This is a genomic window from Acinetobacter sp. YH12102 (assembly GCF_013419125.1).
In the GTDB taxonomy this organism is placed as follows: Bacteria; Pseudomonadota; Gammaproteobacteria; order Pseudomonadales; family Moraxellaceae; genus Acinetobacter; species Acinetobacter pseudolwoffii.
In genome coordinates this window covers 80010-100031 of the sequence record NZ_VPAS01000007.1, presented here as the reverse complement: position 1 = coordinate 100031, position 20022 = coordinate 80010, and the positions used below count along the sequence as shown (strand labels likewise).

19 protein-coding genes and 5 tRNA genes are annotated in these 20022 nt (G+C 46.0%); 14 read left to right on the top strand and 10 right to left on the bottom strand.

The window, feature by feature from the left end; translation table 11 throughout:
* Nucleotides 1-84 precede the first annotated feature (84 nt).
* The gene (recN, locus tag FTU42_RS08590) at nt 85-1746 is read right to left on the bottom strand and encodes a DNA repair protein RecN (protein ID WP_180083262.1); all 1662 of its coding nucleotides are present in this window, start codon (nt 1744-1746) and stop codon (nt 85-87) included.
* Nucleotides 1747-2160: 414 nt separating this feature from the next.
* Between recN and FTU42_RS08585 the strand changes: the two genes are divergently transcribed.
* The 3 genes from FTU42_RS08585 to FTU42_RS08575 all read left to right on the top strand — a co-directional run bounded on the left by FTU42_RS08585 (nt 2161) and on the right by FTU42_RS08575 (nt 4300).
* Complete coding sequence (locus FTU42_RS08585) at nt 2161-2484, top strand: pyrimidine/purine nucleoside phosphorylase (protein WP_004281089.1); 324 nt, start codon at nt 2161-2163, stop codon at nt 2482-2484.
* A 136-nt stretch (nt 2485-2620) separates the two neighbouring features.
* Nucleotides 2621-3370 (top strand): 23S rRNA (guanosine(2251)-2'-O)-methyltransferase RlmB, encoded by a 750-nt coding sequence (rlmB, locus tag FTU42_RS08580; protein ID WP_180083261.1) that lies wholly within the window; start codon nt 2621-2623, stop codon nt 3368-3370.
* Nucleotides 3371-3376: 6 nt separating this feature from the next.
* Nucleotides 3377-4300, top strand: a complete 924-nt coding sequence (locus FTU42_RS08575) for a DMT family transporter (RefSeq protein ID WP_005094400.1) — start codon at nt 3377-3379, stop codon at nt 4298-4300.
* Between the two features lie 22 nt (nt 4301-4322).
* Here the strand turns inward: FTU42_RS08575 and coaE are convergent, their stop codons facing one another.
* Genes coaE through pilB form a run of 4 tightly spaced genes read right to left on the bottom strand, consistent with a single transcriptional unit; the run spans nt 4323 to nt 8781 of the window.
* Nucleotides 4323-4922 carry a dephospho-CoA kinase gene (coaE, locus tag FTU42_RS08570; RefSeq protein ID WP_100329415.1) on the bottom strand — a complete coding sequence of 200 codons (600 nt, stop codon included), beginning with the start codon at nt 4920-4922 and terminating at the stop codon, nt 4323-4325.
* Between the two features lies 1 nt (nt 4923).
* Entirely contained in the window at nt 4924-5787 is an 864-nt protein-coding gene (locus FTU42_RS08565; RefSeq protein WP_005094397.1) for an A24 family peptidase, read from the bottom strand.
* 17 nt (nt 5788-5804) lie between these two features.
* Nucleotides 5805-7037 carry a type II secretion system F family protein gene (locus FTU42_RS08560; protein ID WP_005094396.1) on the bottom strand — a complete coding sequence of 411 codons (1233 nt, stop codon included), beginning with the start codon at nt 7035-7037 and terminating at the stop codon, nt 5805-5807.
* Between the two features lie 31 nt (nt 7038-7068).
* Nucleotides 7069-8781 carry a type IV-A pilus assembly ATPase PilB gene (gene pilB, locus FTU42_RS08555; RefSeq protein ID WP_180083260.1) on the bottom strand — a complete coding sequence of 571 codons (1713 nt, stop codon included), beginning with the start codon at nt 8779-8781 and terminating at the stop codon, nt 7069-7071.
* A 277-nt stretch (nt 8782-9058) separates the two neighbouring features.
* On the opposite strand from pilB, the gene tpiA reads away from it, so the two are divergent.
* The 11 genes from tpiA (at nt 9059) to FTU42_RS08500 (ending at nt 16538) form a co-directional block, all read left to right on the top strand.
* Nucleotides 9059-9850, top strand: a complete 792-nt coding sequence (gene tpiA / locus FTU42_RS08550; protein WP_180083259.1) for a triose-phosphate isomerase — start codon at nt 9059-9061, stop codon at nt 9848-9850.
* A gap of 13 nt (nt 9851-9863) precedes the next feature.
* Complete coding sequence (secG, locus tag FTU42_RS08545) at nt 9864-10193, top strand: preprotein translocase subunit SecG (RefSeq protein WP_005094388.1); 330 nt, start codon at nt 9864-9866, stop codon at nt 10191-10193.
* 53 nt (nt 10194-10246) lie between these two features.
* A tRNA-Leu gene (locus tag FTU42_RS08540) sits at nt 10247-10331 on the top strand.
* Between the two features lie 54 nt (nt 10332-10385).
* A tRNA-Met gene (locus FTU42_RS08535) sits at nt 10386-10462 on the top strand.
* Between the two features lie 80 nt (nt 10463-10542).
* Nucleotides 10543-10619: transfer RNA gene (locus FTU42_RS08530), tRNA-Met, on the top strand.
* 68 nt (nt 10620-10687) lie between these two features.
* Nucleotides 10688-10764: transfer RNA gene (locus tag FTU42_RS08525), tRNA-Met, on the top strand.
* A 304-nt stretch (nt 10765-11068) separates the two neighbouring features.
* Nucleotides 11069-11145: transfer RNA gene (locus tag FTU42_RS08520), tRNA-Met, on the top strand.
* A 223-nt stretch (nt 11146-11368) separates the two neighbouring features.
* Nucleotides 11369-11893: a ribosome maturation factor RimP gene (gene rimP, locus FTU42_RS08515; protein WP_005094386.1), complete on the top strand. Its 525-nt coding sequence runs from the start codon at nt 11369-11371 to the stop codon at nt 11891-11893.
* Between the two features lie 34 nt (nt 11894-11927).
* Nucleotides 11928-13412 (top strand): transcription termination factor NusA, encoded by a 1485-nt coding sequence (nusA, locus tag FTU42_RS08510; RefSeq protein ID WP_005094384.1) that lies wholly within the window; start codon nt 11928-11930, stop codon nt 13410-13412.
* Between the two features lie 10 nt (nt 13413-13422).
* Entirely contained in the window at nt 13423-16134 is a 2712-nt protein-coding gene (infB, locus tag FTU42_RS08505; RefSeq protein ID WP_005094383.1) for a translation initiation factor IF-2, read from the top strand.
* Nucleotides 16134-16538 carry a ribosome-binding factor A gene (locus FTU42_RS08500; protein ID WP_005094380.1) on the top strand — a complete coding sequence of 135 codons (405 nt, stop codon included), beginning with the start codon at nt 16134-16136 and terminating at the stop codon, nt 16536-16538. The genes infB and FTU42_RS08500 overlap by 1 nt, the downstream gene beginning before the upstream one ends.
* A gap of 105 nt (nt 16539-16643) precedes the next feature.
* On the opposite strand, the gene FTU42_RS08495 is transcribed toward FTU42_RS08500, so the two are convergent.
* The 5 genes from FTU42_RS08495 to FTU42_RS08475 are packed head-to-tail and all read right to left on the bottom strand — an operon-like array spanning nt 16644 to nt 20022.
* Nucleotides 16644-17048 (bottom strand): Na+/H+ antiporter subunit G, encoded by a 405-nt coding sequence (locus tag FTU42_RS08495; RefSeq protein WP_005094378.1) that lies wholly within the window; start codon nt 17046-17048, stop codon nt 16644-16646.
* Nucleotides 17049-17058: 10 nt separating this feature from the next.
* Nucleotides 17059-17334 carry a monovalent cation/H+ antiporter subunit F gene (locus tag FTU42_RS08490; RefSeq protein ID WP_005094376.1) on the bottom strand — a complete coding sequence of 92 codons (276 nt, stop codon included), beginning with the start codon at nt 17332-17334 and terminating at the stop codon, nt 17059-17061.
* The gene (locus FTU42_RS08485; RefSeq protein ID WP_179999316.1) at nt 17331-17849 is read right to left on the bottom strand and encodes a Na+/H+ antiporter subunit E; all 519 of its coding nucleotides are present in this window, start codon (nt 17847-17849) and stop codon (nt 17331-17333) included. The genes FTU42_RS08490 and FTU42_RS08485 overlap by 4 nt, the downstream gene beginning before the upstream one ends.
* A complete protein-coding gene (locus FTU42_RS08480) occupies nt 17849-19657 on the bottom strand; it encodes a monovalent cation/H+ antiporter subunit D (protein WP_180083258.1) in 1809 nt (602 codons plus the stop codon). Before FTU42_RS08480 ends, FTU42_RS08485 begins: the two co-directional genes overlap by 1 nt.
* Complete coding sequence (locus FTU42_RS08475; protein ID WP_005168933.1) at nt 19657-20022, bottom strand: Na+/H+ antiporter subunit C; 366 nt, start codon at nt 20020-20022, stop codon at nt 19657-19659. The genes FTU42_RS08480 and FTU42_RS08475 overlap by 1 nt, the downstream gene beginning before the upstream one ends.

Sequence of the window (20022 nt, the reverse complement as noted above, 5' to 3'; positions counted from 1 at the left end):
TCGCAAAGAAATCGTATGATCCTAACCGCTACGTTACTCGAGCTTTATGGATTTACCAACTTTTATTTGTCTGGATTGTGATATTTAAACCTGCTGAAATTTCAACTGACGTAACTGACGGGCATGTTGTAAAGTCGTTTCACTGATTTCAACACCACCGGTCATGCGCGCGAGTTCATCAATACGTGCATCTTCTTGCAGACTCAGAATGGTGCTGCTGGCCGGGTCGGTTTGCTGCTTTTTCACGAGTAAATGCTGATCGGATTGTGCGGCCACTTGTGCCTGATGGGTAATACACAGAATCTGTACATGCTGGGCCAAACCTGCCAATAAACGCCCGACAATCTCTGCTGTACCGCCACTGATCCCGACATCAATTTCGTCAAAGACCAGTACTTCGGCTTCGGTTTTTTCTGCATTCATGACCTGCATCACCAGTGCAATACGCGACAGCTCACCACCTGATGCCACGCGAGCCAGGGGTTGTGCTGGAATGCCTTTATTGGCAGTAAATAGGAGTTGAATAAAGCTGAGGCCTTCACTCGATGGCTGTTCCAAAGCTTCAAACTTAAACTCGAAATGGGCTTCTGGTAGTGCCAGTTGTTTAACCTGTTCTGTGAGCTGCTTGGCCAGAGGTGCTGCGGCTTCACGGCGAATCTGATCCAGGTGTTGGGCTTTCTCCAGAAAATCCTGATAAGAGACTGCAACCTGTTCAGCCAGTGTTTCTGGGTCTTCCAGTTGATGCAGCTGTTCTAATTCGGTTTGCCAGGTTTCATATTCTGCCTTGAGCAATTCCGGTTGAGTACGATATTTACGAGCCAGACGGTGGAAAACCTCTAAAGTTGAATTCAGTTCTTCCATGCGTTCCGGGTCAAAACTCTGACGATCCATAAACTGACGTAAATTCGCCGCAGCATCTTCAAGTTCGCTTTGTGCATTTAATAAGGAATTATAAATTCCGGAAAGCTGCTCACTACGACCGGCATGCGATTCGACCCGACGCATAATTGATGCGAGTTCCTGGGTCATGTTCTGTTCAGCCTCATCGAGTACATTCAGGCTATAGACACAATCCTGCATGATGGCTTCATGATGGGAAAGCCGGTCAAATTCCTGCTCAATCTCCTGATAATCAGTCTGAACGATGTCTTCCAGTTCTTCCAGTTGCAGCTCAAGGGTTTCGATACGCTGTTTACGGGTGGCTTGTGCATCCAGTGCTGTCTGATGCTGGCGGATATTTTTCTGCCAGGTACTGTAAGCATCCCGTACCGCTTGCGCCGGCGCATAAAAGTGATAATAACGATCCAGCCAATGCTTCGGATAAGGGGGTTCGAGTAGTTGTTGCTGACTGTGCTGGCTATAGAGTTGTACCAATAAACGCCCAATTTCTTTTAGTTCGGACAGGCTGCTCGGTCGTCCATTGATCCAGGCTTTGCTGCGACCGGTGGCAAAAATTACCCGGCGTAAATGGATTTCACCTGATTCATCATCCAGCTCATGTTCTTTCAGCCACAAGGCCTCTGGGCTATTTTCCTGATAGCTAAAGCTTGCAGTCACATCGGCTTTTTCGGAACCATAACGTACATAATTGGTATCGGTTCGCTCACCCAGACAGGCAGACAAGGCATCTAACAAGAGGGATTTACCTGCACCGGTTTCACCGGTTAAAACGTTAAAACCTTTATCAATATCAATAGCAAGGTGCTCAGCTAAAGCAAAATTGATCAGAGTTAAATGTGTCAGCATAAACGCATCCGGGCTGCGAAAAGTTTGAGTGAAATAGCCTGATGTTGGATTGGGGTCACAACACGGCTGTGATTATAAATCAGGATGAATCAATTTCATTCTATCTTAAATTTTAGCGATTCATATATGCTTATTTCACTGTATTTTCGAAAGAAGCTGACTCAAAAGCCGGCAAATTCACTGCTTGTTTTCATAGTTTTGACATTGTCAAAGTTTAAGCTAGAAACCAAATCTGGCGGGCTGAATATACCATCAAGCCAGTAAACAAGCGGCCAGAATACCCCTTTCGCAACAGGCATTCAGGCGAGATAGAATATTTCACCGCTGCCGACAAACTTCGATTGATTAGTTGAGAGTGCACATTTAAACTACAGCAATCAAAATATTACAAAATGCTTTATCTGGAGAAATCGCATGTCAGCTCAGTTTGATCATGTATCTGTACTTAAAAAATCAAATGTATATTTCGGCGGTTTATGTATCAGCCATATTGTTCAATTTGAAGATGGCACCAAAAAGACTTTGGGGGTCATTTTACCATCAGAAAATGCCTTAACCTTTGAAACGCATGTGCCTGAGCGCATGGAAATTGTTTCAGGTGAATGTCGTGTTCAGATCGGAGATAGCGAAGAAAGTGAGCTGTTCCGTGCAGGCCAGTCCTTCTATGTGCCGGGTAATAGCCGTTTTAAAATCGAAACCGATGATGTGCTGGACTATGTCTGCCATTTTGAAGGTTAAGTACAGCGCAAGATCAGTGCAAACCGGGCAAGAAATTTCAGTGCGAATCGGTTAAACTAATCATTCTATAGAAATCCTGTGAAGTCAGCTTTACGGGATTTTTCTTTTATATATAAATTTAATTTAGAGGTCGTTCATGGCAAAACCTGAATATTTTTATGGCGTACATTCAGTGGAGTCATTGTTAGAGCTTGAGCCTGAACGTGTCTTGACATTATTCACTCTCAAAGGACGCGATGATCAGCGTTTAAAACGTGTACTGGAACTGGCTGAACCGTTTGGCATCAGTGTGCAGCAAGCCAGCCGTGACAAACTGGAAAAATTGGCCGGTCAACCCTTTCATCAGGGTGTTGTAGCAGCCGTTCGTGCCCATCCGGTCTTGAATGAAAAAGATCTTGAGACATTATTGAGCACAAATCCGCAAGCCTTGTTATTGGCCCTTGATCATATTACCGATCCACACAACCTCGGCGCATGTGTGCGTACCGCCGCTGCGATGGGTGTTGAGGCGGTGATTGCACCACGTGATCGTTCTGCAAGCTTGACTCCGACTGCACGTAAAGTGGCTGCCGGTGGTGCTGACAAAGTCAAATTTATTCAGGTGACCAATCTGGCGCGTACCTTGGGGCAAATCAAAGAAGACTTTAATGTGCGAGTCGTCGGTACCATGCTGGATGAAAAAGCGCTGCCGATTCAGGAGTTTGATTTCACCGGTACTGGTGTCTGTGTGGTGATGGGTGCGGAAGATACCGGTCTACGTCCAATTACACAAAGCCAATGCGATCAGACGGTGTATATCCCGATGGCGGGTAATCTACAAAGCCTGAATGTCAGTGTGGCGACCGGTATGGCACTGTATGAAGCTTGCCGTCAGCGTAACCTGTAATTGATGATGGCATTGTCAGATCGTACACAGGGCTATGTCTTTCTACTGACGACCATGTGTATCTGGGGCGGTTTTACTTTAACCGCCCGTCTGAATGCGCTTTGGAACATCAGTGCCTGGGATATCGTGGCTCTGCGGTTTTCTCTGGCTTTTCTGATTCTGATGCCGATCTTGCTCTATCGCAAGGAGGCGGCTTTTTTACTGAAAAAAGAACCCTTTATTCTGGCCATGATTGGCGGAGTAATTTACTGTCTGTTTGCCTATAGCGCCTTTCATTATGCGCCTACCGCCCATGCCGCGATTTTCTTGAATGGCTGTATTCCGATTTGTACTGCAATCATGGCTTTTTTCCTGATGGGGCAGGCTTTTGATAAGCATACCTGGGCCAGCCTGATTATTATGATTGCGGTGCTCTGTATCATGAGTCTGTTGATGTATCAGGAAACCGGGGTGGCATTCGGGGCAGGGGATGGGCTGTTTTTTATCAGTGCAATACTCTGGGCAATTTTTACCGTGTTATTGCGGAAATATCAGTTAACTGCATGGCAGGCAATGAGCGGTGTCGCGATCTGGTCAGCAGTGGTTTACGTACCTGTTTATCTGCTGTTTTTACCCAAAAATTTGAGTGTGCCAGAACCCCAGCATTTATTGTTTCAAACCATCTTTCATGGGGTTTTTGTGGTAATTATTGCCACTTTAAGCTATGTCGAAGCAATCAAGCGTCTTGGTGCATTTAAAGCCGGTAGTATTACCAATCTTGCACCATTTATTGCTGCGATTCTGGCGGTACCTTTATTAAATGAAGCGCTGAGCCTGGCGATGATCTGCGGCTTGGTGGGGATGGCAATTGGGGCCTTACAGCCTTGGCGCTGGATTGGCCGTAAAGATAGTTTAGAAGCACAACTTGCAGCACAGAAAAAGCAGTCTTAATCGGACTGCTTTTTTTTATACTTCAGGCAGCTGCCATGTTTAAATATTTTTCATGCAATGGGCGGAGATGGGCATAAAGATGATCCAGATGACCATCATTCAGCACAATATCATCAGCCATGGCCTGTTTCTGTTCACGTGGCATTTGTGCGGCAATAATGTTTCGGATTTGCTCAATATTTTGACCATCACGTTGTGAGGCACGTTCAATTTGCAATTCGATTGTGGCATCAATCAGTAAGCGATGCTGAGTGAGCTCATGTTGATTGGTCTCAAACAGGAGCGGTGAAACCAGAATGGCATAGGAACTTTGCGCAGCATCTAACTGCTGAATAATCGAAGTGCGAATTGCTGGATGAGTAATATTTTCCAGGGTTTTACGTGCTTCAGGAGACTGGAAAATATATTCGCGCAAGGCACGACGATTCAGTGAACCATCTTCAAGCAGTACCCAATCCCCAAAAGCCTGCTGAATCTGGGCGAGTGCAGGCTGGCCAATCTCGACCACTTCACGCGCCACCACATCGGCATCCACAACGACAATGCCTTGTGCTTCAAACCATTGACTGGCCGCAGACTTGCCACTGCCAATCCCGCCGGTTAATCCGAGTATAAATTTCACTTTATTGACCTAAATACACTTTCATAATCTGCTCGCCCCACAGAAAAGCAATCCAGCCGGCAATCGCGATATAGGGACCAAAGGCAAAAGGCTGATTTTCCTTACGGACTTTCAGCAGGATAATCCCGATAATCGCACCCACTAAAGAAGAAAGGAGCACAATTAATGGTAATAGCAAAGGCCCCATCCAGGCACCCAAGGCGGCAAGCAATTTAAAATCGCCATAGCCCATACCTTCCTTGCCAGTGACGATTTTAAAGACATAATACACCACCCACAGACACAGGAAGCCAATAATATAGCCCCAGATGGCAGAACTCGGTGAGGTATAGAGGGCATAACTATTGACGCCCAGACCCAGCGCGGCCAGGGGCAGGGTATAACGGTCTGGCAATAACTGGGTGTCAAAATCAATAAAGGTCAGTGCAATTAAGACATAAGTCAGAATCAGCCCAAATAACATCTGGACAGTCGGACCAAAAACAGCCACCACCATCAGCGCACAGGCAGCGGTCAGAAGCTCAATCAGTGGATAGCGGATACTGATGGGATTCTGGCAGTTGCCGCACTTGCCGCGCAAGACCAGCCAGCTGATGACGGGAATATTCTGGTACCAGCGGATTGGTTGATGACATTTGGGGCAAGTCGAATCGGGTTTGCTTAAACTTAATTTGGTCTCATCAATAATTGGCTGTTCCGGATGCAGGAACATCTGGCAATCGGTACGCCATTCCTGTTCCATCATCTTGGGCGTACGATAAATCACCACATTTAAGAAACTACCAATGCAGAGGCTAAAAAGCCCAACTGCGATATACAGCGCTGTTGGGTTTTGAATGAAATAAGAAATAATATTACTGAACAAGATATTTAACCTGCTGATTAGCCAACGACTGAGCCCATTTGGAAGATTGGAAGGTACATGGCAATCACCAGACCACCGACGAGTACACCGAGAACAGCCATGATCAAGGGCTCCATCATGGAAGTGAGACCGTCTACGGCATTGTCGACTTCATTTTCATAATGGGTAGCGACTTTATCCAACATGGCATCCAGCGCACCGGATTCCTCACCAATCGCGACCATTTGCACGGCCATAGATGGAAACTTGTTGGTTACCCGCATGGCAAACTGTAATTGCTGACCAGTGGCAACATCTTCGCGGATTTTCATGACGGCATCTTCATACACCACGTTATTGGTTGCGCCGGCAGTAGATTCCAGTGCATCAATCAAGGGTACACCGGCTGCAAAAGTGGTGGCCAATGTACGGCTATAACGGGCAATAATGGCTTTATACACCAGATCACCGAAAATCGGTGCTTTAAGTGCTGCTTTATCCAGAAAATCGCGGAATTTTTTACTGCGTTTTTTTGCTTCTAAAAATGCTGTAATCGCTATTCCAATCCCAATAATCAATAAGAACCAGTATTTTTGGAACCAGTTTGACATGTTTACAACCATTTGTGTGAATGCAGGAAGATCAGCGCCGAAACCTTGAAATAGTTCTTGAAATACAGGAACAACCTTAACCATCAAAATGATGGTAACTGCAATTGCAACCACAATGACTGATATAGGATATTTCATGGCTTTTTTAATTTTTTGCTTGAGCAGTTCACTTTTTTCCTTGTAGATCGCGACCCGATCCAGCATGGTTTCTAGCGCACCGGATTGTTCACCCGATTCGACCAGTGAACAAAATAGTTTATCGAAGTATTGTGGGTATTTACGCAGTGCACCGGCAAAGGTATTACCACCTTCCACCTCACCTTTAATCCCCAGAACGACTTCACGCATGGCTGGATTCTCCAGACCCTCTGCAACAATTTCAAAGCCTTGTACTAAAGGTACGCCGGCTTTCATCATGGTCGCGAGCTGTCGGGTAAAAATCGTGATGTCCAGTGTGCTGACACGTTTTTTCATTAAGCCTTCGAGAATATTTTTTTTCTTTTCCCGAATGGTCTTGATACTGATGCCCTGTTTTCTGAGCGTCACTTTGGCCAGTGCCATATTGCGCGCCGGCAATTCCCCCTTGATCTTTGCCCCTTTACGATCAATTCCTTCATAGCTGAAGATCGGCATCATCTGGCCTTTCTTTACTGCTGCCATACCTTTATCCTTATTTTAGATCAGCGCACGATCATTCGCTGGTGACACGATTGACTTCCTGTAAAGAAGTCACCCCCTGCATCACCTTGATTAAACCTGATCGGCGTAAATTGTTAAAACCTGCACGGGCAGAAGCATCGGCAATTTCAAGTGCATTGCCATCTTCCATAATAATTCTAGAAATTTCAGGCGTCACTTTCATGACTTCATAAACACCTACACGACCCTTATAGCCTTCGCGACACTCATTGCAACCCACCGGCTCATAGATCTGGAACTCTGGTTGCTGGAGATCTGCTTCGGTAAAGCCCATTTCCAATAAACTCTGCTGTGGAATGTCAGCAGGTTTTTTACATTGTGAACACAGGCGACGTGCCAGTCGTTGTGCAATGACCAGATTCACTGAAGTGGCAATATTAAAAGACGGCACGCCCATATTGCGCAAACGGGTCAGGGTCTCAGGCGCACTGTTGGTATGCAGCGTCGACATCACCATATGACCGGTCTGTGCCGCTTTAATGGCAATCTCGGCAGTTTCCAGATCCCGGATCTCACCGACCATCACGATATCTGGATCTTGACGTAAGAATGACTTCAAGGCAGCAGAGAAGGTCAGGCCGACTTTATTGTTGACGTTGACCTGGTTAATTCCTTGCAGGTTGATCTCGACCGGATCTTCCGCGGTGGAAATATTGGTATCTTCACGATTCAGGATGTTCAAACCGGTATAAAGTGAAACCGTTTTACCAGAACCCGTTGGCCCGGTAATCAGCAGCATGCCTTGCGGTTTATCCAGCGCCTGCATAAACAGTTCTTTTTGTTCCGGTTCATAACCGAGTGCATCGATCCCCAGCATCGCGCTAGATGGATCTAGAATACGCAGTACCAGTTTTTCGCCAAACAGGGTCGGTAATGAGTTGACACGGAAATCAATGGCTTTGTTCTTTGAGAGTTTCAGCTTGATACGGCCATCCTGAGGAACACGTTTTTCAGAAATGTCCATTTGCGACATGACTTTTAAACGTGAAGACAGGCGGGTTGCCAACTGCAGCGGCGGTGTTGCAATTTGGCGTAATACCCCATCGATCCGATAACGAACCCGGTAGATTTTTTCATAAGGTTCAAAATGCAGATCCGAAGCACCCATACGAATCGCATCGATTAATAATTTATTGATATATTTGACAATCGGTGCTTCTTCTTCACCTTTGTCTTTTTCATCTTCTTCTTTACTCGGATCAGATGAATCGAAATCTACATCCAGATCAAAGTCTTCATCAAACTCAAAAGTGCTTTCTTCGGTAAAATTCTGCTCGATCAGTTTTTCCAGTTTATTGTGTTCAACAATAATGGTTTCAATATTGAGCTTGGTTGAAAAGCGAACGGCATCAATCGCTTCAATATTGGTCGGATTACTGATGGCAATATATAAAATACTGGAATTTTTAAAAATTGGCAGGATGCGATGCTTGGTAATCAGCTTCTCATCAATGATATCCCGCAAAATTTGCGCAGGATCATAGGCACTGATATCAAACAGCGGCTCACCAAATTCGACTGAAATCGTTTCAGCAATAACGGTTGGGGAGAGCTGTTGCTGGTTAATCAGCTCCGCCACAATATCTATTTTTTCTTGCTTGGCATGTGCCAAAGCACTGCGCATATCTTCAGCCGAGATGACGCCTTCCTCGACCAAACGACGAATAAATCCGGTAAATCTTGGCGACCCCTGTAATGCTGTCATGCTATAAATGCCTATAAATCAAATTTTTTTAATTGCTATATTAAAATTATACGTTTGTTACGTAAAAATACCATAGCTAAGAGTGCTGCTACCTTCCTCATATCCAGTAAAACTTTGAACTGGTTAGAAGAAGTTCCCATTTTTTTAAGTGATAACAAAAAACAACCATTTTGAATAGTCTAAACCTAGAATAAGTGATAAGAAAACTATTCTTTAAATTTTCCAATTCCGTGTAGAATGTGCCCAATTCGAAATATGTAAATAAAATAGGTTAATTATGTCAGTTTCGACGATTACCCCTTGGGTAATAGGTAACTGGAAAATGAATCCGCTGCAGGCAGATGCATTAACACTGGTGCACGGTATTAAAAATTTACTGGAAACTGCACCAATCGCCGCAGATAAATGTCATATCGGTGTAGCCCCGATTGCTCTTGCCCTGACCCAGATTCAGGCGGAACTGTCATCTGCGACTCGTCCTGTTTACACTGTAGCACAAGATGTTTCACGTATTTCAGGAACGGGGGCTTATACCGGTGAAGTGAGCGCTGAATTATTGCAAGACAGCCAGATTCATTATGTACTGATTGGTCATTCCGAGCGTCGTGAAGTTTTCGCAGAAAACGCAGAAGTTCTGAATGCCAAAATCAAGTATGCATTAACTGCCGGTTTAACGGTGATTTACTGTGTGGGTGAAAGCCTGGAACAACGTGAAGCAGGGCAGGCGGAAGCGGTCGTATTGCAACAGATTTGTGATATTGCAGCGGTAGTGGACGCTGAGCAATGGAAAAATATCGTGATTGCTTATGAGCCGATCTGGGCAATTGGTACCGGTAAAACCGCCTCTCCTGAAGATGCACAAGCCATGCATGCACAAATCCGTCAAGGTTTGAGCCAGATCACCGGCTATGGTGCAACCATGGCGATTTTATATGGTGGTAGTGTCAAGCCGGAAAATGCAGTAGAGTTAGCAGCCTGCCCGGATATCAATGGAGCACTGGTCGGTGGTGCATCACTCAATGCTGAGTCGTTCCATAAAATTGCTCACGCATTTGCAAATACACAATAATTAGGAGTTCAGCATGCAAACTTTTGTGCTGGTAGTACATATTATCTTAGCTGTTTTGATGATTGTCTTGATTTTGGTTCAGCATGGTAAAGGTGCAGATGCTGGTGCCTCTTTCGGTGGCGGTGGTGCGGCGACAGTATTCGGGGCATCGGGTTCCGGCAATTTTATGACCCGTTTGACTGCCATTTTAACGGCGCTATTTTTTGTGACCAGTTTGACTCTGGCTGTTTTGGCCAAGAAAGACAGCACAAATGCCTATAGTTTGGGAACGGTTCAATCTGCGCCGACCATGCCTGTGCAATCGAATGAAACTTCACCAACTGCACCAGAAACGACCGAATAGTTTTAATTAGTCCTTTCTTTTTTCCAGTGATGCGACTAGAATGCGTCACAGCTGCGGTGGTGGTGGAATTGGTAGACACGCTACCTTGAGGTGGTAGTGCTTTCGGGCGTGGGGGTTCAAGTCCCCCCTTCCGCACCAACTTATAATCCAGAAATTTAAGTTGGTGTATGCAGCTGAAAAAACTTCTGTTGATGCGGGATGGAGCAGTCTGGTAGCTCGTCGGGCTCATAACCCGAAGGTCGTTGGTTCAAATCCAGCTCCCGCTACCAATCAATCCTTTTTAAAGACGCAAACTTTTAAGAGGCAGTTTAATAAGTTATTAAGCTGAGAAATATAATTTGCATGTTGTTGCGGGATGGAGCAGTCTGGTAGCTCGTCGGGCTCATAACCCGAAGGTCGTTGGTTCAAATCCAGCTCCCGCTACCAATCTTTTAAAGATGCAAACTTTAAAAGCAGTTTAAGTTTTTTTAAGCTGAATGTTATTTGTACGCTGATGCGGGATGGAGCAGTCTGGTAGCTCGTCGGGCTCATAACCCGAAGGTCGTTGGTTCAAATCCAGCTCCCGCTACCATTTAAATAGTTTGGTAAACGTTATTTATAGATTTAGTTGATTGCTTGTCGGGCTCAACTCTCTATAATCTAGCGAAGGTCGTTGGTTCAAATCCAGCTCCCGCTACCATTTAAATGGTTTGGTAAACGTTATTTATGGATTTAGTTGATTGCTTGTCGGGCTCAACTCTCTATAAACTGGCGAAGGTTGTTGGTTTACATCCAGCACCCACTACCATTTTTTCAGTCACAGATGACAAATATGCAGAATGATGCAGTTTTGATTGAAAAGCTCTCATCTTTTGTATATAATTTTTGCACGTTGATGCGGGATGGAGCAGTCTGGTAGCTCGTCGGGCTCATAACCCGAAGGTCGTTGGTTCAAATCCAGCTCCCGCTACCAAGTTTCTAAAAAGAGGCTCACAACAAGGTGGGCCTTTTTGCACAGTGGGATTTGAAAAAAAATCGCTATTGTGCTTAATTGGGGCGATTTACGCCCTTTTTTATTGGCTATCGTGTAGTGTCGACATTATTTGGTCACGTCTCCATGTTTCACTACTACTATAGTTTGTATTGGTTTGTAGTGGTCAAATAGATCATAAAATCGCACCAGATGACGAGAGTAAATGAAGCTATCAAATAAAACTCAAGCACTTCAGGACTTGATTGCACCGGCAGTTGAAGCCTGTAATGTAAACCTTTGGGGGATTGAGTTCCTGCCACAGGGTAAACGTTCGTTATTACGTATCTACATCGACAAACCGGTCGATGCAAGCGCTGAACCGGCCGTTAATGAAGACGGTGAAGAGGAACAGGGGCGTGGTATTGGTGTTCAGGATTGTGTGCGTGTAACGCAGCAAGTCGGCGCCATGCTGGATGTTCATGATCCGATCTCGGGTGAATATTCACTTGAAGTGTCTTCTCCAGGCTGGGATCGTCCATTCTTCCAGCTCGAACAGATGTCAGGCTATATTGGTCATAGCGTAGCATTACGTCTGATTAGTGCAGTAGATAACCGTCGTAAATTCCAGGCCAAACTGGTTGCAGTCGACCTAGACAATGAAATGATTCAAGTTGAAGTAGAAAAGCAACAGGTATTGGAGATCGACAGTCACAATATCGATAAAGCAAATTTGGTCTTCCAAGATTAATTGAATAAATAAAAATTTAACGAATAGGTGACGTATGGCACGTGAAATTCTGACCGTCGTTGAAACGGTTAGTAACGAAAAGGGTGTACCTCGTGAAGCAATTTTCGAAGCGCTTGAGCAAGCTTTAGTTGCGGCGACCAAGAAAAAATTCTACGAAGGAACTCGCTCTGAAGAAGCACGTTTACGTGTGGAAATTGATCGCAAAACAGGTGACTACCGTACTTTTCGTCAGTGGGAAGTAGTCGCTGACGAAGATCATGAAATGCCAGCGTGTCAGGATGCGATTTCTGATCTTGATCCTGCACAATGGTCAATTGGTGATATTCGTGAACTCGAAGTAGAATCGATTGATTTCGGTCGTATTGCAGCACAAATTGCCAAGCAAGTGATTGTACAGAAGATCCGTGAAGCAGAACGCGCACTTGTGGCCGATGCTTACGAATCCAAAGTCGGCGAGCTGATCTATGGTGAAGTGAAGAAACAAACCAAAGATGGCTTTATCATTGACTTGGGTGATAATGCTGAAGCATACCTTGCACGTGAAGAAATGATTCCGAAAGAAATTCTTCGTCCGAAGCAACGTATGAATGCGATTCTGTTCAATGTGAACCGTGAAGGTCGTGGTGCGCAACTCCAGTTGTCACGTGCCAAGCCGGATATGCTGATCGCATTGATGAAGAAAGAGATCCCTGAGATTTCTGAAGAAATTATTGAAATTAAAGCAGCAGCTCGTCAACCAGGCGTGCGTGCTAAAATTGCAGTAAAAACAAATGATCACCGTATTGATCCGGTTGGTGCATGTATTGGTATGCGTGGTACACGTATCCAGGCTGTTCAACAAGAATTGAACGGTGAGCGTATCGATGTCGTGGTATGGTCTGACGACCCTGCCCAGTACATCGCCAGCGCACTGGAACCAGCAGATGTATCGAGTATTGTCATCGATGAAGATGCCCGTACTGCAGACATCATCTTTGCAACGAGTGATCAATTGGCTCGTGCGATTGGTTCACAAGGTCAGAACGTTCGTCTGGCATCAGAATTGACTGGCTACAAGCTGGACATGATGCTGGAAGAGGAATACTACGCCCGTCAACAAAACGAAGCGCAACAGTATCTGGACATGTTTGTAACACGTCTGGATATCGCGGAAGATTTGGCGATGGCACTGGTAGAAATGGGCTTCACCTCGCTTGAAGAAATTGCTTATGTCCCTGCAGAAACGTTTGATGAAATCGAACTTGATGCTGAACTGGTTGAATTATTGCAAAGCCGTGCGAAAGAAATTGCACTTGCTGATGCATTACAACAGCAAGAGAATATACAAGCGCCAAGTGAAGAACTTGTTGCAATGGAAGGCATGACAGCAGAGATCGCGCAAGCTCTAGCAGCTCGTGGTGTGGTAACAGTTGACGATTTGGCAGATCAGGCGACCGACGATATCGAAGATATTGAAGGTTTGGGTGCTGAGAAAGCCGGTCAACTCATTATGAAAGCGCGCGAATCATGGTTTAACTAGGAGGTAGTATATGACGGACAAGTCGATTAAAGAGTTAGCCCTCAGCGTGGGTCGTCCAGTTGAGAAGCTCCTAGAGCAGGTTCGTGAGGCAGGTTTACCACAGCGTAAAGCTGACGATATTATTACCACCGAACAACAAGATAGCTTGATGAGCCATGTGAAGAAATCACAAGGTTCAGAAAGCCAAGCAGGGCAAATCACGTTGAAACGTAAAACAACCAGTACTGCAAAAGTTGCGAGTACTTCAGGTAAGGCGAAAACGATTAATGTAGAAGTTCGCAAGAAGCATACATTTGTTAAGCCTGATCCAGAACAGATCAAAGCAGAAGCATTGGCGAAAGCCAAGGCTGAACAACAGGCCAAAGCTGCGCCTGAGCAGAATACAGCACAAGCTGCTTCTTCTGCTGAAGCTCCGAAAACTGGCGTAAATAACGCGAGTAAAGCTCTAGAAGCGATGCGTGCTGCTGCAAAACAAACCAGCGACAAGCAAGAAGTTTCTAAAGCGGCAGTCGTGGTAAAACGCAAATCGACCAACAAGCCGATTGTAAAACAGGTTGTTAAACAAACTGAAACGGCTGAACAGAAAAAAGCACGTGAAGCTCAGGCAGCGCAATTAAAAGCGACTGAAGAAGCAGCACGTCGTAAAGCGGCTGAAGAAGCGCAGCAACGTACGCTTGAACAAATGCGTCAGATGGCGTCTAAGTACACCGCTGAAGATACAACAGCAACGATTCGTGTCGTAGATGATTCTCCGCTTGCTGCCGGTCTGGTAGGTCAGGCATATGAAGACTCATTTGCCAAAGAAGACCGCGAGATCAAACGTGGTACCAATACCCCAGCTGCACGTGCACCGAAAAAAGGTGGACGTCGTGGTCAGGAAGAACAGAGCTTCAGCAAACAGCCTAAACGCGGTTTGAAAACTAGCCAGGGCAATAAGCACGGCTTCGAAAAACCTGTGAAGAAACAGGTTTACGATGTTGAAATTGGTGAAACCATTGTTGTGGCTGACCTGGCTGCGAAAATGGCGATCAAGGTTCGTGAAGTTATTAAATCTCTCATGAAAATGGGTGAGCTGGTTACTCAGAACCAAGCCATTGATCAGGAAATTGCAGCGTTAATCGTAGAAGAAATGGGTCATAACCCGGTATTGGTTTCTGATACGCAAGCTGAAGATAACCTGCTTGAAGCGGCTGAAGAAGCACGTGGTGCACAAACAACGCGCGCACCAGTGGTTACGATCATGGGTCATGTTGACCATGGTAAAACATCGCTTCTTGACCGTATCCGCCGTGCCAAAGTGGCGCAAGGCGAAGCAGGCGGTATTACCCAGCATATCGGTGCTTACCACGTTACAACCGACAAAGGTATTATTACCTTCCTTGATACTCCGGGACACGCAGCGTTTACTGCAATGCGTTCACGTGGTGCCAAAGCAACGGATATCGTGGTACTGGTTGTTGCAGCAGATGATGGTGTTATGCCACAAACTGCGGAAGCAATCGACCATGCACGTGCTGCAGGTACACCAATCATTGTTGCAATCAACAAGATGGATAAAGAATCTGCAGATCCAGATCGGGTATTGAACGAATTGACCACCAAACAGATCGTACCTGAACAATGGGGCGGTGATGTACCGGTTGCCATGGTTTCGGCGCATTCTGGTCAAGGTATCGATGAACTTCTAGACCTGATTTCGATCCAGGCTGAATTGCTTGAACTGAAAGCATCGGAAGAAGGTGCTGCACAAGGTGTGGTGATTGAAGCACGTGTAGACAACAGCCGTGGTGCGGTCACGTCTATTCTGGTTCAAAACGGTACCTTGAAAGTGGGTGATCTGGTTCTTGCTGGTTCATCTTATGGTCGCGTTCGTGCAATGACCGATGAAAATGGTCAGCGTATCAAATCTGCAGGTCCTTCGATTCCAGTGGAAATTTTGGGTCTTCCAGAAGCGCCAATGGCAGGTGACGAAGTTCTTGTTGTCAGCGATGAGAAAAAAGCACGTGAAGTTGCCGATGCACGTATGGATCGTGAACGTCAAAAACGTCTTGAGCGTCAATCTGCAATGCGTCTTGAAAACATCATGGCGTCTATGGGCAAGAAAGATGTGCCTATCGTGAACGTGGTGCTGAAAACTGACGTACGCGGTACACTGGAAGCCTTGCATGTTGCACTTGCTGAACTTGCAACGGATGAAGTGAAAGTACGTATTATTGGTTCGGGCGTTGGTGCAATCACCGAGTCTGACGTAACACTGGCTGAATCTTCAGAAGCAGTTCTACTTGGCTTTAACGTTCGTGCGGACAACACTGCGCGTCAAAAAGCCGATGCAGACAGCATCGACATTCGTTACTACTCAATTATCTATCAATTGATTGATGATGTGAAAGCAGCAATGAGCGGTAAGCTGGCACCTGAACATCGTGAAACGATTCTGGGTGTTGCACAAGTACGTGAAGTATTCCACTCAAGTAAATTCGGTGCGGCTGCGGGCTGTATGGTTCTTGAAGGCGTATTGCATCGTAACAAACCGATTCGCGTACTCCGTGATGACGTGGTGGTATTCCAGGGCGAGCTTGAATCTCTTCGTCGCTACAAAGAAGTGGTTGAAGAAGTTCGTGCCGGTATGGAATGTGGTCTTGCGGTGAAAGGTTATAAAGACATCAAAGCACTGGATAAGATCGAAGTGTACGATGTTCAACTGATTAAACGGAGTCTTTAATGGCGGGTAGTCAACGTCTGAAGCGTATGGCGGATACAGTACAACGCGAGTTGTCAGAACTGATCCGTCAGGAGCTGAAAGATCCACGCTTAGGTGGTCTGGTGACCATCTCTGCTGTGAAGGTGAGCCCGGACTTGGGATATGCGGAAGTTTATGTCACTGTTATGGGACGTGAGCTGGGCGATGAACAAAGTGAAGCGGCGAATAAAGAAACTTTAGAGGTATTAAACAAAGCCTCTGGTTTCCTGCGTCACGAACTGAGCCGTCGTATCAAAACCCGTATTACACCTCGTCTACGTTTCCATTACGACAAGACCAATGCCTATGGTAACTATATGTTTGGTCTGATTGCTGAAGCTGTGAAGGACTTACCTGAAGCTGAAGCAAAAAAAGATGATGAATAAGTCTTAGGACAATAAAAAAGCCACCTTCGGGTGGCTTTTTTATAGCTGGCTTTATTGAAACTTTAAACATTAGAAGTGAATCGACCTATCTAAAAATAGTCCAAATCAAGTGAGATCATCATTTTTATGATTCATTTTTTTCTCATAAAAAGCACGGCGACGCGAACGTTGCCAAGGCAGAGGGCGCTCCAGTGTTTCTGGAACCTCGCCACTTAGCGAGCGTAAACGTAAATGCAATGCTGCCTGCGCCATCAGATTGGCCGATACTGGCGCAGTGATAAAGGCAAACAGGGTAATCAGCACTTCAGCAAAACCGAAACGGCCGTACATGGCCGAGAAAATAATTGCTGCAATTAAAAAACTACCAAGGCCTAAGGTACTGGATTTGGTCGGTGCATGCAGCCGCATAAACAGGTCGGGCAGGCGCACCATCCCAATCCCACCGACCAGCATGAAGAAAGCACCAATCAATAAAAAAATCGAAACTAGTATTTCTAAAATTAACGGCATTTAAAAACTCCTAGTCGATGACATGGCCAGTGGTGAAATAACGCGCCAAAGCTGCTGTAGAGACAAAGCCGAGCATCGCCACCAGTAAGGCCTCTTCAAACAGAAAAGTGCTGCTCCAGTAAATTCCCAAAATGACAATCAGACAGGTGGCATTCAGGAACAGGGTATCGAGTGCCAGGAGGCGATCAACGATAGAAGGGCCGGTAATGAGTCGGATCAGGCAGAGTAACATCGAGACAGTGACTGCACCCAGGCAAATCATTAATGCATAAGGCAGAATCGTCATATTTTTTCTCCTGTCTGTACGCTGAAAATTTTAAGCAAGGGCTGTTCATAACGTTGTTTGATCAGCTCGATTTCAGCTGCTTCATCATCCGTGCTTAAAGCATGCACCAGAATATCACCACGATCCTGATCAATACCGGCAGTGACTGTGCCCGGTGTGGTGGTAATAATCATGGCCAGTAAGGTGTTGACTTCTTCATGCTCGGTTTCCAGAGGCACACGGAACCATTTGGGATGTAGGTTTTTGGTCGGACCCAAGACCAGTTTTGCAACTTTAAGATTGGCCACCACAATGTCCCAGACCACGACAAAGAACAGACGCAGCGCAGGCCGCCACTGGATATTCGGGGTATAGTCAATAAACGGCGCGACCATTTTGGGAATGACAATCGCCAGAAGCAGGGCCACCAGCAAGGTTCCGGCTTCTGTGCTATGTGACAGTAAAGTCCAGCTGAGTCCCACGATTACAGAAACCAACGGGTGCGGGAACCAACGTTGCAGGAATGATTCAGCCATTAAGGTCCCTCCGCCGGTTTAAGTTGATTATCATCATGTTGGGTTTGTTCAATATGCTGCTGGTCAATCTGACGTTGTTTGAATTCAGAAATATTTTCACCTTCTAAAGTGGCTTCTGAAATCATATAAGGAATCAGATGTGCATTTGGATCCACCACCTCGCCACCATATTTGGTTTCTGGCAAATAACTTGGATCAAAGGGTTGCACACTAATAAATTGACCTTCTGCATCACGTTTTAACAGGGCAGCTTCATAGACCGGATTGTTTTTAATCTGTTCTGCCGTCTGATAGTTATATTGATAGATCGGTCCAGCAAATACAACATAAGCTGTTAAGCCGGCAAGTAGCAAATAGATCGTGTGATCATTACGTGCAGGTGCCTTACTGGGTAAAGCTTCATATTTGTGGAAATCGTCAGAATTCAAATCATCTTCAGGTTTGGTCGAGCGCCAGAACAGCATAAAGCCGACTCGAGTAAAAGCCAGAATACTGAGGAAACTCACCAGCAGAATGGTCAGGATAATGATCATCTGATGCTCTGAATTGGCAGAAGCCTGCAAAATAAAGACTTTGCCAAAGAAGCCGCTGAACGGTGGCAGACCGGCCATCATCAAGGCAATGATGAAATAGATAATCGAAACCAGCTTGTTCTGTTTCATCAGCGGTGCGATTTTAAAATGATCTTTGAACTCACCGCGCTGTGAGGTAATCCAGCCAGACAGGATATAAAATGCCGCAGCAATCAGGGTACTGTGTACCATATAGTATAGGGCGCCGGCCCAGGCTGCCGTCGTATTCATGCCAATGGCCACCAGAATCGTACCGACTGAAGACAGCACCATAAAGCCGACAAAACGGCGCAGGCGTTCTGTACCAATCGCACAAATGACACCATAAACTGAAGTAATCAGACCGATCACCAGTAGACAGTTCATTAGAATCTGATGGCTATACTCATCATCAAAAACAGTTCCATTGATTCGCAAAATCGCATAGATCCCGACTTTGGTCATGATGGTAAAGAGTGCGGCAACAGGGGTGGTGGCTACGGCATAGGCTTTGGGTAACCAGAAGCCCACCGGCAGCATTGCCGCCTTAATCCCGAAGACCACGAATAGCATGAGTCCACCGGCAACGGCCAGTTTATGCTGATCTGCTGCCAAGGTAGGCATTAAGCGCGCCACATCGGCCATGTTCAGACTGCCGACACTGCCATAAATCATACCGAGTCCAATCAGGAACAGCGCAGAAGCCAGCAGGTTAATGGTGACGTAATGAATTCCCAGCTGGAAACGCGCCTTGCCCTGTCCATGTAATAGCAGCACATAGGATGCCATCAACAAGATTTCAAAGAATACGAACAGGTTGAATAAGTCACCGGTCAGGAAGGCGCCGGTCAGGCCCATCAGCAGGAAATGCACCATGGTATGGAAATAACGGCCACGGGTATCCCATTCTTTACTGGCATACCAGACCACCGGTACTGCCAGGGCATAGGTCAACACCAGCATCATGGCAGAGAGTTGGTCCAGCACCAGCACGATCCCAAAAGGTGCCGCCCATTCGCCCAGTGTATATACACTGACTTGACCCTGACTGCTGTCAATTAAATAACTGACCGCAATGATCAGACCCAAGATACCCGAGATATGGCTGATACCACGACGCCAAGGCTGACGCCAGTCTGTGGTCAGGGAGCCAGAACCCGGATTACCTAAAAGTACCAGACTAAAAGCGGTAATGGCCGGTAAAAGAATACTGAAAATTGGCGTATGTTGAGACCAGAAGTGAAGAAGATCAGTCATTAAGGCTCATCCTCACGTGGGTCAATCTGAGGTGTTTCTTCTTTTGAATCAACGTGGTCTGTTCCTGATTCATAACGGCTACGCAGTGCCAGCTGAACAATAAAGGCAGTGGTGGCAAAGCCAATCACGATGGCGGTCAGCACCAGTGCCTGCGGAAGGGGATCGGTGACTCTGGAGGCCTCGGTCAATACGGCAGGCGAATTCATCTGGATCCGCCCCATGGCAAATAAAAACAGGTTGACCGCATAACCAATCATGGCCAAGCCCAGCACCACCGGAAAAGTACGCGCACGCAGAATCAGATAGATTCCGGTGGCGGCGAGTAGACCAATGGCGGAGGCTAATAAAAATTCTAAACTCATCAT